The 16517-nt window shown below is 59.4% G+C and carries 11 protein-coding genes; 4 read left to right on the top strand and 7 right to left on the bottom strand.

The annotated features are described in order from the left end of the window. Positions 1-5 precede the first annotated feature (5 nt). From VGU61_RS09695 to VGU61_RS09710, 4 genes are all read right to left on the bottom strand, one after another. Positions 6-1457 carry a CapA family protein gene (locus tag VGU61_RS09695; protein ID WP_326858911.1) on the bottom strand — a complete coding sequence of 484 codons (1452 nt, stop codon included), beginning with the start codon at positions 1455-1457 and terminating at the stop codon, positions 6-8. A 457-nt stretch (positions 1458-1914) separates the two neighbouring features. After that, positions 1915-2604 carry a diphthine--ammonia ligase gene (locus VGU61_RS09700; RefSeq protein WP_326858912.1) on the bottom strand — a complete coding sequence of 230 codons (690 nt, stop codon included), beginning with the start codon at positions 2602-2604 and terminating at the stop codon, positions 1915-1917. A 99-nt stretch (positions 2605-2703) separates the two neighbouring features. Beyond that, positions 2704-5982, bottom strand: coding sequence for a fused isobutyryl-CoA mutase/GTPase IcmF (gene icmF / locus VGU61_RS09705; protein WP_326858913.1), 3279 nt, complete (start codon positions 5980-5982; stop codon positions 2704-2706). 91 nt (positions 5983-6073) lie between these two features. Further along, positions 6074-6520, bottom strand: coding sequence for an Lrp/AsnC family transcriptional regulator (locus tag VGU61_RS09710; RefSeq protein ID WP_326858914.1), 447 nt, complete (start codon positions 6518-6520; stop codon positions 6074-6076). A 126-nt stretch (positions 6521-6646) separates the two neighbouring features. On the opposite strand from VGU61_RS09710, the gene VGU61_RS09715 reads away from it, so the two are divergent. Together VGU61_RS09715 and VGU61_RS09720 are read left to right on the top strand one after the other, a co-directional pair. Continuing rightward, entirely contained in the window at positions 6647-7054 is a 408-nt protein-coding gene (locus VGU61_RS09715; protein WP_326858915.1) for a GNAT family N-acetyltransferase, read from the top strand. Between the two features lie 24 nt (positions 7055-7078). Continuing rightward, positions 7079-7708 carry a LysE family translocator gene (locus tag VGU61_RS09720; protein WP_326858916.1) on the top strand — a complete coding sequence of 210 codons (630 nt, stop codon included), beginning with the start codon at positions 7079-7081 and terminating at the stop codon, positions 7706-7708. 24 nt (positions 7709-7732) lie between these two features. On the opposite strand, the gene VGU61_RS09725 is transcribed toward VGU61_RS09720, so the two are convergent. Continuing rightward, positions 7733-8770 (bottom strand): GGDEF domain-containing protein, encoded by a 1038-nt coding sequence (locus VGU61_RS09725; protein ID WP_326858917.1) that lies wholly within the window; start codon positions 8768-8770, stop codon positions 7733-7735. Between the two features lie 349 nt (positions 8771-9119). Between VGU61_RS09725 and VGU61_RS09730 the strand changes: the two genes are divergently transcribed. Further along, the gene (locus tag VGU61_RS09730; RefSeq protein ID WP_326858918.1) at positions 9120-12038 is read left to right on the top strand and encodes a PAS domain S-box protein; all 2919 of its coding nucleotides are present in this window, start codon (positions 9120-9122) and stop codon (positions 12036-12038) included. Between the two features lie 581 nt (positions 12039-12619). On the opposite strand, the gene VGU61_RS09735 is transcribed toward VGU61_RS09730, so the two are convergent. After that, positions 12620-15232, bottom strand: a complete 2613-nt coding sequence (locus VGU61_RS09735; RefSeq protein ID WP_326858919.1) for a bifunctional diguanylate cyclase/phosphodiesterase — start codon at positions 15230-15232, stop codon at positions 12620-12622. A 169-nt stretch (positions 15233-15401) separates the two neighbouring features. Between VGU61_RS09735 and VGU61_RS09740 the strand changes: the two genes are divergently transcribed. Beyond that, positions 15402-15611: a hypothetical protein gene (locus tag VGU61_RS09740; protein WP_326858920.1), complete on the top strand. Its 210-nt coding sequence runs from the start codon at positions 15402-15404 to the stop codon at positions 15609-15611. Between the two features lie 6 nt (positions 15612-15617). Here the strand turns inward: VGU61_RS09740 and rfaD are convergent. Then, positions 15618-16517: ADP-glyceromanno-heptose 6-epimerase (gene rfaD, locus VGU61_RS09745; protein WP_326858921.1), on the bottom strand; the 900-nt coding region annotated here is incomplete at its 5' end.

Here is a 16517-nt window from a genome sequence, read left to right on the forward strand (position 1 = left end):
GACCGTCAGGCGCCTACACGGATCAGGCCTACGCCGTTCTGGATGTCGATCTTCGTGCCGAAAGGCCGCGACAATTTCTGCAACTGTTCCAGCACGCGCTTGGCGACTTCCGGCGATGCAATCCGTGGAATGCCCCGGTCGGCGTCGCGGCCGCCTTCCCAATGCAGCTCGATCGGATGAAGGCGAATCTCGCGAAGATTGCCCTGTTCGTCAAAGCGGCTGACAGCGACAGCGCTTTCAAACCATACGCGTTCCTTGAACACGCCGTGCACACGCCTCATTTCCATGAACTCGGCTTCGGTCATCGATGCAGGATCGACCTTGTCCTTTTCGAATTCGTCGCGTGTGATCGGCTGCTGCGTATTGTCCATGAAGAAGAAATTTCCGAGCGAATAAAAGATCGGCTTGCCCTTGTAGATTTCGATACCGCGCAGCTGATGCGGCCCGTGACCGATGAAGGCATCCGCGCCGTTGTCGATCGACTCACGTGCCAGGATGGGCAGGAAATCCGGCGGCACATCGCTATAGTTGCCCGGCTCATGGGTATGAATGGTCGCTATCGCAAAGTCCGAGGTTTGCTTTCCCTGGCGGACGGCGCGGATGATCTCCTTGCGGTCCTGTGCGTCCATCGAGAACGTAAATGCCAGGCCGTCGCCGATCCCCGGGCTGGCACGGTACTTGGTGCCGAACAGCGTGACGGTGTCGGTCTTCGCATCGGATTCGAGAAGCGATTTGCGTACCGAACCCTTCGGTTGCGCATCGCGGATTTTTGCCAGTACCGCCAGTCGCTCCGGCGATACCATGACATATCGCGTGGTGCGCAGGGCATTTAATCCGGGGCGTCCCGGAATCTGTCCGAGCGGATCGGCGGCGCGGGAGTTGAGTTCAAACCGGGACGCAATCGATACCAGGGAAATGCGGCCTGCGGGCACTGACAGGATTCTCGCTGCGCGAGCCTCGGCGAGGGTTTCGCCTGTCCCGGCATGGGTAATGCCGGCCTCATCCAGAAGATTGTTGGTGTACCGCATGCCTTTGACACCCCAATCGGTCGTGTGATTGTTTGCACGGGCGACAAGATTGAAGCCCATTGCACGCAGATCGGCCGGCACTTTCGGTGAACTGATCAGCCAGCCGCCGCCGGACATCGCATCCGGATAACCGCCGAACTTATTGATATCGATCGCCGTGTCTTCGAAATTGCCAAAAATGACATCCGCGTTTTGCAGGAGTTTCAGCAAGTCAGGCGACGTGCGCTTCATGCGCTGATGAATCGGCTCGGTGATGATCAGGTCGCCCACGGCCGTCAGTGTGAAGCCGTTCGAAACATTGGCTTGGATCCAGTTCGATGCCATCTTGCCTTCATTCGCGTGCGTCGGGTCGGCAGCAACTGTTGGCGCGGCCAGAAATGTGCTTGCGACGGCAGCACTAAATACGGAGTTGTTCACTATTTTTTTCATTCTCGGACTTATTGGGTGTGTCTTTCTTCTTCAATTTTTGGGATAACGGTTTCACCATCCTGGAAATGGATGATGCTGTATCGTAAATCAAAACAAAGTATTGTTCGATGATACCGAGGTTGTTGAGCCAAGCGTGATGGCGGCTGGCGTTTGGAAGAGGACTGCGGGGAAGGGAAATAAGCGCGACAGCCGCTTGAGCTACGATGGTTCTTTATCGTCGATCGGGCGTGCCGACCCAATGCATGCGGTCGGGTTATGCGAATGGATCACACGTCTGCCGCGCAGCCTCGTGATACGTGGATTATCACGTTCAGGCTTGATACGCCATTGATCGGGCGGGCATGGAGTTGCTTATTGAATGGCACGACGCTGTGGCCGAGGAGATCAAATGCGTCGCGCTGGATTGCAAACCATTTGCGCATCCTTTGCATCTTTCTTCCCGCCGCGTCGTTGCAACTCAGGCCGCCACCAGTCTCTGAAAAAAATAGGTTGCCGGCGTCAGCGGCGCGGGCGATTCGTAGCGCTGCTTCTCGCCCCGTCGAAATGCGACCGGCCTTGCAAAAGCCGGCCCGTCGTAGACGAAGGTGTGGAATTCACCGTTCTCGCCGCAGGCGTCGACGCCTTCCGGCAGATCGTCGATGAACGCCTGATCAAAATTCCGTCCGCAAAAATCCTCGGACAGGTAATTGCCGTTGATGCACACAACCACCGCCTTGAAGCCGAGCGACAGGAATTCCTGCACGAGCGCCAGTCGCGGTTCGTTCCACAGCGGCAGGGAAGGCGTGATGCCGGCTTCGGCGCACACCTTTTCTTCCCATTCGCGGTGCGGCACCAGATCGATGTCGCCGAAGATCGCATGGCTGATGCCGTCCGCGCGTGCGTCGCGCAGCGTGGCGATGAAGCGCTCCTGGTAGGTTTTCCAGGACGTCCGGTAGAAACGCATTTCTGCGCCGAGCGCATCCGCCTGGGCGGCCAGCAACTCCGGCGGCACGCCATGCGAGCGCGCGCTTTCGCCGGATTCATCCATGGCGGTGATCAGGCGGCGGATCGTCACACCGGACTGGCGGGCGCGCCACATCGCAAGGCAGGAGTCCTTGCCGCCGCTCCATGAGACGAGTGCGGAATGGTCGGATGCGGCATTGCTCATGCGTCGTCCCGGGATGAGTGAATGAAGGTTGAATACTACTTCTGTTTTCCGCACTCCGGGTGCCCTGCGCAAGCTAAGGCGACAATCCCAAGATGTGTTTTACATATTGCGCCGGTACTGTCCGCCCACCTCGAACAATGCATCGGTGATCTGCCCGAGCGAGCACACCCGCACCGCGTCCATCAGCTTCGCGAACACGTTGCCGTCGTCGATTACCGTCTGCTGCAATTCGGCCAGCATGGCGGAAGCCTGCTCCGCGTTGCGGGCATGGAATTCCGCCAGCCGCCTGAGCTGCGACTGCTTTTCATCGTCGGTCGAGCGCGCCAGCTCCAGCGCCTGCGGCGTCGGGTCGCCTTTCGGATTGCGGAAGGTATTGACGCCGATGATGGGCAGCGTGCCGTCGTGCTTCAGGTGCTCGTAATGCATCGACTCTTCCTGAATCTTGCCGCGCTGGTAGCCGGTCTCCATTGCGCCCAGCACGCCGCCGCGTTCGGCGATGCGTTCGAACTCCTGCAGCACCGCCTCTTCCACCAGGTCGGTCAGTTCCTCGATGATGAAGCTGCCCTGGTTCGGGTTTTCGTTCTTCGCCAGACCCCATTCGCGGTTGATGATGAGCTGGATCGCCAGCGCCCGGCGCACCGACTCGTCGGTTGGCGTGGTGATGGCTTCGTCGTAGGCGTTGGTATGCAGCGAATTGCAGTTGTCGTAGATGGCGATCAGCGCCTGCAGCGTGGTGCGGATATCGTTGAAATCGATCTCCTGCGCATGCAGCGAGCGGCCGGACGTCTGGATGTGGTACTTGAGTTTTTGCGCGCGTTCGTTGGCGCCGTACTTGTCGCGCATCGCCACCGCCCAGATGCGCCGCGCGACACGTCCCAGCACCGTGTATTCCGGGTCCATGCCGTTGGAAAAGAAGAACGACAGGTTGGGCGCGAAGTCGTCGATGTGCATGCCGCGCGCGAGATAGGCCTCGACGAAGGTGAAGCCGTTCGACAAGGTGAAGGCGAGCTGCGAGATCGGATTCGCGCCGGCTTCGGCGATGTGATAACCGGAGATCGACACCGAATAGAAATTGCGCACCTGGTGCTGCACGAAATACTCCTGTATATCGCCCATCACCTTCAGCGAAAACTCGGTCGAGAAGATGCAGGTATTCTGGCCCTGGTCTTCCTTCAGGATATCGGCCTGCACCGTGCCGCGCACGTTCTGCAGCACCCATGCCCGGATCTTCGCCGCTTCGTCGGCGCTCGGCTCGCGCCCGTTGTCGGCGCGGAACTTGTCGAGCTGCTGGTCGATCGCGGTATTCATGAACATCGCCAGGATGCTCGGCGCAGGACCGTTGATGGTCATCGACACCGAGGTGGATGGACTGCACAGGTCGAAGCCATCGTACAGCACCTTCATGTCGTCCAGCGTCGCGATCGACACGCCGGAGTTGCCGATCTTGCCGTAGATGTCCGGGCGCAGGGCCGGATCGGCGCCGTACAGCGTCACCGAATCGAAGGCGGTCGACAGGCGCTTGGCCTCCATGCCTTCGGACACCAGCTTGAAGCGGCGGTTGGTGCGGAAGGCATCGCCTTCACCGGCGAACATCCGGGTCGGGTCCTCGCCCTCGCGCTTGAACGGGAAGACGCCGGCGGTATAGGGGAAGGCGCCGGGCAGATTTTCCAACAGCAGCCAGCGCAGGATTTCGCCATGGTCTTCGAACTTCGGCAGCGATACCTTGCGGATGGTGGTGCCGGACAGCGTCTTTTGCACGAGGCGGGTGCGGATTTCCTTGTCGCGGATCTTCGTGACGAAATCATCGCCGGCGTAGGCCGCCTGCGTGGCGGGCCACATCGCCAGCAGCTTCTTTGCTGCGCTGTCCATTGCGTTATCGCGATCTTGAATCACATCGTCGAAATTCGCCGTCCTGCCGGCAGCCTCCACCATGCGCTTGGATTCCTGCAGCTGCTGCCGCTCCCGCGCCAGCTTCACCTGCTTCTGCGCATGGCGGTGATAGCTGCGCACCGTATCCGCGATCTCCGCCAGGTAACGCGAGCGCGCCGGCGGCACGATCGCATTCTTCCCCGACGAGAAACGCACCGACACCGGCGCCAGCTTGCCGGGCTGCGTCTTCAATCCCCGTTCTGCCAGCTTCGGCAACAAACCCTGGTACAGCGCCGTCACGCCATCATCGTTGAAGCGCGATGCCTGCGTGCCGTACACCGGCATTTCCTCCGGCGACTTGCCCCACAGTTCGCGGTTGCGCTGGTATTGCTTCGCCACATCGCGCAATGCATCCTGCGCTCCCTTGCGATCGAACTTGTTGATGGCGACGAAGTCCGCGAAATCCAGCATGTCTATTTTTTCCAGCTGCGACGCGGCGCCGAATTCCGGCGTCATCACATACATGCTCAGGTCCACATGCGGCACGATCGCCGCGTCGCCCTGGCCGATGCCGGAGGTTTCGACGATCACCAGGTCGAATCCGGTCGCCTTGCAGGCGGCGATCACGTCCGGCAGCGCCTGCGAAATTTCGGAGCCGGCTTCGCGCGTCGCCAGCGAACGCATGAAGATGCGTGGCGGACCGCCCCAAGGATTGATCGCGTTCATGCGGATGCGGTCGCCCAGCAGCGCGCCACCGGATTTGCGGCGCGACGGGTCGATCGAGATCAGCGCGATATTCAGGCTATCCTGCTGGTCGAGCCGGATGCGCCGGATCAGCTCGTCGGTCAGCGACGACTTGCCTGCGCCGCCAGTGCCGGTGATGCCGAGCACCGGCGCGGTGGCCGCTTTGGCCGCCGCATGCAATTCCTGTTTGAAAGCCGCGGAGACCTTGCCGCTTTCCAGCGCGGTGATCAGCTGCGCCAGCGGCCGCTGGCGCCGTTCGAAGTCGCCCTCCGTGAGCATCGTCAATCCGGTCGGCGCGGTCGCCGCGAGGTCGATGTCGCAGGCCTGGATCATCGACAAAATCATGCCGACCAATCCCATGCGCTGGCCGTCTTCCGGACTGAAGATGCGCGAGACGCCGTAGGCATGCAGTTCGGCGATCTCGGACGGCACGATCACGCCGCCACCGCCGCCGAAGACCTTGATGTGCTCGCCGCCGCGCTGCTTCAGCAGGTCGATCATGTACTTGAAGTATTCGACGTGCCCGCCCTGGTAGCTGGAGATCGCGATGCCGTGCGCATCCTCCTGCAGCGCCGCCGTCACGATCTCGTCGACCGAGCGGTTGTGACCGAGGTGGATGACTTCGGCGCCGTTGGCCATCAGGATGCGCCGCATGATGTTGATCGAGGCGTCGTGGCCGTCGAACAGCGAGGCGGCGGTGACGAAACGGACCTTGTTGAGGGGCTTGTACTCGGTCAGTTTTTGCGCAATGGAAAGGTCGGTCATGGCGGGATCCGGGAAGGAGGGACGGTCGTTACGGTAGCTTACGTTAACGTTAACGTCAAGCGACCGCCGCAGCCCGCCGGTTTGCGCCGCGTCAGCCCGCCGGCTTGATGGCCTTGCGTTCGATGAAGGACGACAGGATCAGCGATGTCGAGGTGACGCCGCAGCGGGTCAGCGCCACGATGACCTTTTCCAGTTCCGCCACCGACGGCGCGATCACCTTGACGATGCTGCAGTCATCGCCGGTGATTGAATGGCATTCGACGATTTCCGGCAATTCCGCCGCCACCACCTCCACCGGCGTCTGGTGGCTGCGCTTGGATACCCGTATGAAGGCGGTGATGCCGTAGCCGAGCGCCGCCGGGTTCACTTGGGCATGGTAGCCGGCGATCACGCCGGCGGCTTCCATGCGCCGGACCCGTTCGGCGACCGCCGGCTGGCTCATGTGCACCCGCCGGCCGATCTCCGCCATCGTGGTGCGCGCGTCGGACTGCAGGATGTCGAGTATTCTGGCATCCATTGCGTCGAGTTCGATTTTCATGGCGGAACCATCCAATTTCGATAAAAACAAAGGTGAGTTAGCGATATTGCCTTTCATTGTGCATTCAGTCCAGCGCCTGCGGCGCATAAGCTATGGCATGGGTGAACTTTTCTGGAATGGCAGGGAATGGACATTGACATCAATCTCGCTGACAGCGTGGAAGAAAGTGAAGTGCTGATGCTGTACCGCGCGAACCGCTGGTCGTCCGCCGATAAGCCTGAGCAACTGCTGGCGGCATTGTCGAATTCGCACTCGCTGGTCACCGCGCGCCGCGCCGGACGCCTGATCGGCCTGGGCAATGCCATCTCGGACGGGCATCTGGTCGTCTATTACCCGCACCTGCTGGTGCATCCCGAATTCCAGCGGCAGGGAATAGGCGGGCGAATGATGTCCGCACTGCGAATGAGGTACGCCGGCTTCCATCAGCAGATGCTGGTGGCGGACGGCAAGGCTATCGGGTTCTATCAGTCCGTGGGTTTTCACCCGGCTGGCCGGACCCTGGCGATGTGGATTTATGCCGGCACAGAACATTGAACAACATAATCAAAGGGGAAAATGATGAACTGGGAAACCTATCTGCTCTTCGTCGTCACCACGGCGGTGGTCTGCCTGACGCCCGGACCGGCGGCGCTGCTGGTGGTGGCACAGGCCATGTCCAACGGACTGCGCCGTTCCTATTGGGCGATTGCCGGCATTGCCGTCGGAAATGCGATTTACTTCGCGCTGTCGGCGACCGGCATCGCAGCACTGATCGTCGCCAGCAACACCTTGTTCTCGATTGTGAAATGGGTAGGCGTCGCCTACCTCTTCTATCTGGGCATTTCGGCTATCCGCAGCAAGGCGAGCGCATTGACGGTCAGCGCCGATCCGGGGCAATCGATCGGAGGATCGCGTGCATTCTGGCAGGCAGTGGTGGTGGAATTGTCGAACCCGAAAGCGTTGTTGTACTTCGTCGCGCTTCTGCCGCAGTTCATCGATCCGACGCGACCGGTCGGCATGCAACTGCTGATGTTCGGCGTTACCTGCATTGCGCTCGATACCGCCGCTTATACCCTGTATGCCTGGGTCGGCAGCAAGTCGAGGCGCTTTACGGCGAATGAAAAATTCGTGACTGCAAGCAACCGGGCGGCAGGGGGACTATTGCTGATTGCCGGCGCGTTGATGGCAGGCGTCAAGCGCGCCTTGTAAGGCGCAGGGACTGACGGATCGTCTTCAGAAGAATTCGACGGTGTCGTTCGACACCTCGGATCGCAACAAGCCGCTGTCGACAAGCTTGTCATAGTGGCAAACGCGGTTCCTGCCGTTTTCCTTTGCATAATAGAGCGCCTGATCGGCATGGCCGAGGATCACGACCGGCGATTCCTGGGTGATGGCGGCAAACCCGAGGCTGACGGTGACCTGCCCGACCTGCGGGAACTCATGTTTCTCGACGTTGCGGCGGAAGCGCTCGAATATCCGGTCGGCCTCTTCCAGCGTGGTCGAGCGCAGCAGCACGACGAATTCCTCGCCGCCGAAGCGGAACACCCGGTCCTGTGAGCGGAACGATGCGCGCAGCAGGTTAGCCACCAGGATCAATACCTCATCGCCGTACAGGTGGCCGAACTGGTCATTTACCCGCTTGAAGTGATCGATGTCCACGACCGCCAGCCATTGCCCCTTTTCGACACCGCCCTGCCGCCGCTCTTCCTGATTCTGCGGTGGCGCATCGGCGATGCTTGCAGCCAGCATGCGGGAAAATTTTTCGTCGAAGGTTTTCCGGTTCAGCAAGCCGGTAAGGGAATCGCGTTCGCTGTAGTCCAGTATGTTCTGGTAGTTGCGGTAGACGCTCAGAATGCCTTCCATTACATGCATGGTGCTTTCCGAATACGGCGTCGGATTGACGATTTCGATACAGGTATTCACCTTGTCCTGGAGCCAGATCGGCATCCAGAGGGTATGACCGATGCCAGGGGTCGCCTGAGTGACGGATTCCAGCTGTTTCTGGATTGCATCGAGCAGGATCGGGTAGCGACTGATCGGCTCGCCCTTGTACTGGTCCGCGGTCATGCAATCTTCCGCGGAAACCGCCTTGCCGTTCTCGATCCAGGTTTTCGGACGGATGTACATCTGGTCCCGGAACCGGAACAGTTCATGTACCCGGACCTGATCCGCCCCGACCAGATCATGCAGCGCCGAAACGACAGAGCTGTCGAGCAGCGTGTGATCGCGCTGACAGGTGATGTCGATCAAATGTTTGAGAAGCGCTTCCATCATCGGCATCCCGAATGAATCATCAGTCACCGAAGACGTGAACGGGCGGAAGGCACTGCCGTGTAGTCATGGTGCGAAGACAATAAGACGGTTGGAATTCGGGTAACGATCATCACCTTGCTGCGCTGCAGCGAAGGTGGATCTCCTTTTTGACAGCTTATAAATAATGACAATCATTCTATCCTGAATGTTTCACCGTTTGACAGGCTGTCGCATTTTTGCCATTGGCAATCGGATGAGGTCCAGCAAGTAAATTGTGGGCGTCGTTTATACAGTGACAATTTCCCGAACCACATCCAAGTTGCGCTGTCAGACCGTCATGTACTTTTCGGCATTAAATTAATTAAACATGAGCTATCTCCGGCCCGACGAATCGGACCAGCTTTACCGCCTCATCATCGACAATGCACTGGATTCGTTTATCGCCATCGACGAACAAAGCCGGATAGTGGAGTGGAGCCTGCAGGCAGAACGGACCTTCGGCTGGACGCGGGAGGAGGCCTGCGGTTTGCGCCTGATCGACACCATCATTCCGGAGCGCCATCATGCCGCGCATTTGACCGGCATGGCGCACTTTCTCGAAACAGGCGAGGCGACCATGCTCGGCAAGCGGGTCGAGCTGTCGGCCCGCCGCAAGGATGGCAGCGAAATTCCGGTCGAGCTGAGCGTCACGCCGATTCCATCCTCGGGCCGCATGATTTTCTCCGCGTCGCTGCGGGACATATCCAGCCGCAAGCAACTGGAAAAGGAAGTCCGGGCGCAGGAGCACATCACGCAGTCGATCCTCGACAGCATGGCCGATGCGGTAGTGGTGGCCGACGTAACAGGGCGCATCATCGTCATGAATGCCGCGGGGCAGCGCCTGCTGCACGTAAGGCCGGTCGATGGTGAAGCCAGGGACACTTTTCTGGCTTTCGCACTGTGCCAGCCCGATGGAAGGACGCCGTATGCGCCGGCCGACCGGCCGCTGGCGCGGGCGCTGCGAGGCGAACACGTCAATGGCCTGATCGCTTACAGCTGTCATCCGGAGGGTGGCAAAGGCCGCTGGATCAGCGCCAACGCGCGGCCGATGGTGGACGGCAATGGCGTGCTGATCGGCGCCGTGGTCGTTTTCCACGACATTACGGAATTGAGGAAGCGCGAAGAAGCGCTCGCGCAACAGGCGCGCCTGCTGCAGGAACAGGCCAGCCTGCTCGACCTGTCGCATGATGCGATCCTGGTGCGCTCGCCCGATCACATCATTACCTACTGGAACCGCAGCGCCGAACGGTTATATAAGTACACCAGGGAGGAGGCGATCGGCCGCGTGTGCCACGAACTGCTGCAAACGCAGTATCCGCAGCCGCTGGAAGAAATCCAGAAAGCGATACAGGAGACGCAGTACTGGGAAGGCGAACTGGTCCATGTCGCCAAGGATGGCCGGGAACTGGTCGTGTTCAGTCAATGGTCGCTGGAGTTGCAGGACGGCCGCCCGCTGCGCTACCTGGAAACCAATGCCGACATCACCCAGCGCATCCAGACGGAAAAGGCATTGCGGCAGGCGCAGGAAAATTATCAATTGCTGGTCGAGGCATCGACCGATTACGCCATCATGATGATGGACCCGCACGGCACCATCATCAGCTGGAATTCCGGTGCCGAGAAAATGCTCGGCCTGTCGACGAAGGAAGCGGTCGGCAAGCCGGTTTCGGACCTGTTCACGCCGGAAGACCGCGGCATGGGCGAGCCGTCGCGGGAGCTTATCGAGGCCGAAATGGTTGGGCGCTCGGAGGACGACCGCTGGCATCTGCGCCGCGACGGCAGCCGCTTCTGGGCAGTCGGTGTGGTGACCCCGATGCGCAACGAGGATGGCAGCCTGCGCGGTTTCGTCAAGATCATGCGCGACCAGACCGCGCACCGGCTGGTCGAGGAGCAGACACAATTCCTCGCCAATCATGATGTGCTGACGGGCCTCCCGAACCGCGTCAGCTTCAGCAGCCGCCTGCACCAGGCCATCGCCATGTCGGAGCGGACCAAGGCGCCTCTGTCGGTGCTGCTGCTCGACCTGGACCGCTTCAAGCATGTCAACGATACCTTCGGCCATCATGTCGGCGATCTGCTGCTCAAGGAAGTGGCCATGCGCATCCTGTCTTCGCTGCGCGAAACGGACTTCGTCGCGCGCCTGGGGGGTGATGAATTCGTGCTGATCCAGACCGATGTATCGCAGCCGGAAGCGGCGGAAACCCTGGCACGAAAAATCATCATCGAACTCGGCCGTCCGTACTACCTCGACGGCAACGAAGTCATCGGCGGCACCAGCATCGGCATCAGCACTTACCCGACCGATGCGAAAAGCTCGGTTGAACTGCTGAAAAAATCCGACCTGGCGCTGTACCGGGCGAAGAGCGCAGGCCGCGGCACCTACCAGGTCTATACCGCCGATATCCACATGGAGCGCAACTGGAAGAAAGATCGTGAGCTTGCGTTGCGCAATGCGCTGAAGAACCGTGAATTCGAGCTGTACTACCAGCCGCAGATCGATCTGAACAACTGGACCATTTCAACCGTGGAAGCCCTGCTGCGCTGGCAGGCGACCGAACTCGAACTGGTGCTGCCCAACGACTTTCTGGCGATAGCGGAAGAAACCGGCCTGATCGTGGAGATCGGCGATTGGGCATTGCGCGAAGCCTGCAGGCAGGTGAAGAATTGGCAGGAGCAAGGCATGCCGGAACTGCGGATATCGGTCAACTGCTCGGCGCGGCAGTTCAGCAATCCGCAGTTCGTCAAGATGATCCGCCCGATCCTGGAAGAGACCGGCCTGGCGTCGAACTCTCTGGAAATCGAAATCGCCGAATCGATGCTGACCAAGCATCCGGACATCAAGCGCCAGTTGACCGAGTTGCGTGCGCTCGGCGTGCGCATCACCATCGATAACTACGGCACCGGCAGCAATGCACTGATCGACCTGAAGGAATTCGAGGTCGACGGCCTGAAGATCGACAAGGCATTCGTGCAGCATTTGCCGCACCGCCGGAAGGATTCGGCGATCACCTCGGCCATCATCAACCTGGCGCATAACCTGGGTATCGGCGTATCCGCCGGCGGCGTGGAAACCGCCGAACAGCTCGCGTACCTGAAGGCGCGCGACTGCACCAGTGCGCAGGGTTTCATCTTCAGTCCACCGGTGCCGGCGGAGAAGTTCGAGGAGATCATGCTGAGCGGGCATTGGTCGCGGATCAACCGGCCGCCGTCATTGGGGGAGGGGGTGGTGTTTAAGGATTTTCATTAGGGAATTCAGAGTAACCGAGTGTCCCCGTTAATCGATCATCCTTGTCATTCCCGCTGAGGGTAGAGCAGGGAAGTCGGCCAGCATGCTGTCCGTCTGCGCAACGGTACTCGCTTGCAAGTCAGTGCGCGTCCTGCAAGGGAATTCAGAGCTACGGACTGTCTCCAGCAATGCATCACCTTCGTCATTCCCGCGCAGGCGGGAATCCAGAGCTACGGAGTGTCTCCGGTGATGCAACCCTTACGGTTCCGAAGAGACTAGCCGGGACTGGCCCCGGCAGGCCACTTACTTTTCTTGTCTCGCCAAGAAAAGTAAGCAAAAGAAGGCGACCGCAGGGACGCTGCCCCTTCGGGGTCCCCGAGAAAAAGGGTGCCAAAGCGGGAAGCGAAATAAACTCGCCTGCGGCTCAGACAGATTTCGCTTCTTTATCCGCTATGGCACCCTTTTTCTCGGCAGCGTCCAAGCGGAATTCAACTACCACAGCCTTTCTGCATTGGCTTGGTTGGGTTTTACGAGTGGCAGTGCAGTTCCTTGCAACCCTGTCGGCAATAAGTGGGCGCGAAAATTAACTTAAAAACTTTCACTCACGCCGCCAGCAGCTTCGGATTCTCAATCAGCGCCGGAATCGCCGCCGCCGGCACCGGGCGCGACACATAGAATCCCTGGATCTCGTCGCAAAGCAGCCGCTTCAGGATATCCACCTGCTGGCGCGTTTCCACACCTTCGGCGACAACCCGCATGCCCAGCGCATGCGCCATCGTGACGATGGCGGTGAAGAACACCTCGCCCTCGTCGGAGCGTCCCAGTTCGGAGGTGAAGGCGCGGTCGATTTTCAGGCCATCCATGTCGAGGCGCTGCAACTGCGACAGCGAGGAATAACCGGTGCCGAAGTCGTCCACCAGCAGCTTCACCCCCAATGTCTGCAGCGCTTCCATTTCCATCGATATTTCGGCGTCCTCACCCATCATCGAGCTTTCGGTCACTTCGATTTCCACCAGTCCCGGCGCGACGTTATGCCGCGCAAGGCAGGCGGCCAGGATGTTTTTGAGGTTGCCTTCCTGGAATTGGCGCGGGGATACATTGATCGATACCGGCACGCAGCGATGGTCGGCGCATGACCATTGGGCGATCTGCGCGCAGACTTTTTCCATCGCCTGCCTGCCCAGGTTGAGGATCAGGCCGCTTTCTTCCGCGATCGTGATGAAGCGCATTGGTTCCATCAAACCGTCTTCCGGATGATTCCAGCGGATCAGGGCTTCCAGCCCGCATACCCGGCCGGTACGCATGTCGAGGCGCGGCTGGTAGAACATGACGAACTGGTCGAGATCGAGCGCATCGCGCAGCTTGCGTTCGGTTTCGAGGCGCAGGCGCAGCTTGTCGTAGAACACCGGGTCGTAGAAGCGCGACTGGCCCTTGCCGCTTTCCTTGGCCGAGTACATCGCGATATCGGCGTTCTGCAGCAGGGTTTTCGCATCCCGGCCGTCTCTTGGAAACAGGCTGATGCCGACCGATACGCCCACCGTATGCATGGCCATCTTGAGCTTGAACTTTTCGCCGAATACTTCCAGCACCCGACGCGCGATGTGGGATGCATCGGCCTGCTGTTCGACGTCCTCCAGCACGATCAGGAATTCGTCGCCGCCGAGGCGTACTACCTTGTCCTGCGGCCGGAGCACGGATTGCAGCCGCGATGCCGCGATGCGCAGCAGTTCGTCGCCGGCGGCATGTCCCATCGAATCGTTGACCGCCTTGAAGCCGTCGATGTCGATGAACAGCAGCGCCAGCATCTTGTTATTTTCCGAGGCCTTTTCCAGCGCCTTGGGAAGAAACGCATGCAGCCAGTGACGGTTGTGCAGCGACGTCAGCGCATCCTCGTTGCCGCGCCGCTCGAGCTCTTCGAGATGAAGTTTCTGGTCGCTGATATCCCGAAGCGTAATCGCCAGGCTGTTGCCGGAGCGGACCAGTTTCTTGTACGCCCATTTGACGTTGAGCAGGCTGCCTTCCGGGACCTGATACTCGCCCTCGCTGATGCCGCGCTCCATGGCATTGCGGAATATTGCCAGTACTTCGGTGAAAAAGGGACGCGCATACAGCCGTGACAAGCGCAGCCCGATCAGGCTGTCCCGGTGGCGGCGTATCAGTTCCGCGCCACGACGGTTGCAATCCATCACCCTGAAATCGACGATCGTTCCCTCGTTGTCATGCAGTGCTTCGCAGATGAAGAATCCGTCGTTGCCCGATTCGGTGGCCATCCGGTAAGCATCGCGCAACCGCTTTGCGTTCGACCGTGCCAGCACCAGGCGTGCCGAGGCGACAGTCGCCAATATCGCGATAATCAATGCGGCCAGGGTGGCAAGCACGCCAAGCGCTATCGACGTCTCCCGCTCCTTGCGGTAAGGGATCAGCATGTCCTGCGCATCGATACCGGCGATCGCCATGAAGGGATACGTCTTCAAGCCCTGCCAGCTCAGGAAGCGGCTGCGGCCATCCTCAAACCAGTCGGCAGCCGCCAGCATGCTTCCATGCGCAGAGCGCATCTCCGGCAATCTGATCAGCGGCGGATGCTGCTGCGCCGGCACGACCTTGCCGACCCGCGCCACCCGCACCGTGCCATCTTCTCCGACAGCGGCCAGCAGGCCGTTCTGGCCCAGGCTGCTGAAGTCGAACGACAATGCGAGGAATGCAGGCTCGACCGACACCACCACCACGCCATCGAAACTGCCGTCCGGCCCGGTCAGCTTGCGGGAAAACTGGATCACCGGGCGGCCGGACAGGCGTCCTATCAACACCTTGCTGATAAATAAAATGTCCTCGCGGTTATCGATATGCACCTTGAAGTGCTCGCGGTCGGCAATGTTGACCGGTTTGTCGACGGGCGCGGTACTTGTGACGGTATCGCCCTTCCTGTCGACGATCGTTACCAGCACCAGTTCAGAAGAGGGAAACAAACCCCGGGCACGCGCGGTATCCAGCTTGAGCGTGCCTTTCGATAATTCCCATTCGTATTTGACGTGCAGGGCAATCTGGTCAATCGCTTCAAAATTGCGCGCCAGATGATCCGCATAAGCCTGCGCCAGGGTAGCGCTTTGCTGCAATGAAAACTGCTGGATCTCCTGTTTGTCGGTATCCAGTTTCATCAACAGCATGGACCATCCGAGGATCGTCAGCGCAAGGATCAGCAAGGGCCAGACAAGCACCTTGTCAAAATGGCCTTTGAGTTCGTCCAGAGTTTTACGTATTTTCCCTAGTCCATGCCAGGGTCTAGTTTGGATGGCTGAATGTGTCTGTCGTGCCAAAAGCTTCTCCGATACCGATTTAACAAGACATCCAGCGGAGACATGGTGAACGACCCGGTAATTGGGTGCAATGCCGCTGCTGACGGAAACGGAATTTCCTGTTCGCCATATCAGGCAGTCTGATATGACAAGTGCTACGGAGATTGGTTTAGCATTTATGCGACCGGATCACGGCGCGGTGAAGAAATACTCTAGTTTCGCTTGTGCCGCGATGGTGCGGGCAAAGGCGCTGGTTGCACGATTGGCAAAGGATGTAATTGCGGCAGGTGCAACCAGATGACAAACATCAGGCCTTAAGCCATTGGATATACCTGCTGACGCCGGTGGCGACATCGGCAAACGGCTTGTCGTAACCGGCATCGCGCAACTGTGCAATGTCGGCCTGGGTAAAGCTCTGGTACTTGCCCTTGAGCTTGTCCGGAAAAGGAATGTATTCGAGAAGGCCTTGGGTAACGATCTGCTCCAGTGTCAGCGGCGTGCCGGAAGGTTTCAGTGCATTCACCACCGCAACCGCGATATCGTTGAATTGTTGCGCGCGTCCGGTGCCAAGGTTGAAGATGCCGCTCTTTTCCGGATGGTCGAGGAAGAACAGATTGACATCGACCACGTCGTCCACGTAGATGAAATCCCGCATCTGGGCACCGGCTTCATAGCCATCATGCCCGCCGAAGAGTTTCACTTTTCCGTTTGCGAGGAATTCGTTGTATTGATGGAATGCAACCGACGCCATCGTGCCCTTGTGATTCTCGCGCGGCCCATACACGTTGAAATAACGCAGTCCCACGACCGGAGCGGCGGACTGCCTGCCATGCGTAGACCAGAACTTTTTCACGTATTGGTCGAACAGGAATTTTGAGTAGCCATACACATTCAGCGGCCGTTCATACTGCCGTTCCTCCTTGAAGGTCGCGCTGCTGCCGTACACCGCGGCAGAGGACGCGTAGATGAACGGTATCTTCTCCCGCTGGCAGAACTCGAACAGCGCAATGCTGTATTGATAATTATTGCGCATCATGTAGCGGCCGTCCGTTTCCATCGTATTGGAACAGGCGCCCTGATGCAGCACGGCGGAGAACTTGCTGTCGAAATCGCCACGCTCGAGCCGCACCAGAAAATCTTCCTTGTCGAGATAATCGGCGACTTCGGTATCGACAATGTTGATGAACTTGTCAGGCCGCGACAGGTT

The organism is Noviherbaspirillum sp. (assembly GCF_035944575.1).
GTDB lineage: Bacteria > Pseudomonadota > Gammaproteobacteria > Burkholderiales > Burkholderiaceae_D > Noviherbaspirillum.

Bases quoted from the DNA above. Each gene is read 5' to 3' on its own strand.
- VGU61_RS09695 (WP_326858911.1), bottom strand. From the start codon at position 1,457: ATGAAAAAAATAGTGAACAACTCCGTATTTAGTGCTGCCGTCGCAAGC.
- VGU61_RS09700 (WP_326858912.1), bottom strand. From the start codon at position 2,604: ATGAGCAATGCCGCATCCGACCATTCCGCACTCGTCTCATGGAGCGGC.
- icmF (WP_326858913.1), bottom strand. From the start codon at position 5,982: ATGACCGACCTTTCCATTGCGCAAAAACTGACCGAGTACAAGCCCCTC.
- VGU61_RS09710 (WP_326858914.1), bottom strand. From the start codon at position 6,520: ATGAAAATCGAACTCGACGCAATGGATGCCAGAATACTCGACATCCTG.
- VGU61_RS09715 (WP_326858915.1), top strand. From the start codon at position 6,647: ATGGACATTGACATCAATCTCGCTGACAGCGTGGAAGAAAGTGAAGTG.
- VGU61_RS09720 (WP_326858916.1), top strand. From the start codon at position 7,079: ATGAACTGGGAAACCTATCTGCTCTTCGTCGTCACCACGGCGGTGGTC.
- VGU61_RS09725 (WP_326858917.1), bottom strand. From the start codon at position 8,770: ATGGAAGCGCTTCTCAAACATTTGATCGACATCACCTGTCAGCGCGAT.
- VGU61_RS09730 (WP_326858918.1), top strand. From the start codon at position 9,120: ATGAGCTATCTCCGGCCCGACGAATCGGACCAGCTTTACCGCCTCATC.
- VGU61_RS09740 (WP_326858920.1), top strand. From the start codon at position 15,402: ATGCCGCTGCTGACGGAAACGGAATTTCCTGTTCGCCATATCAGGCAG.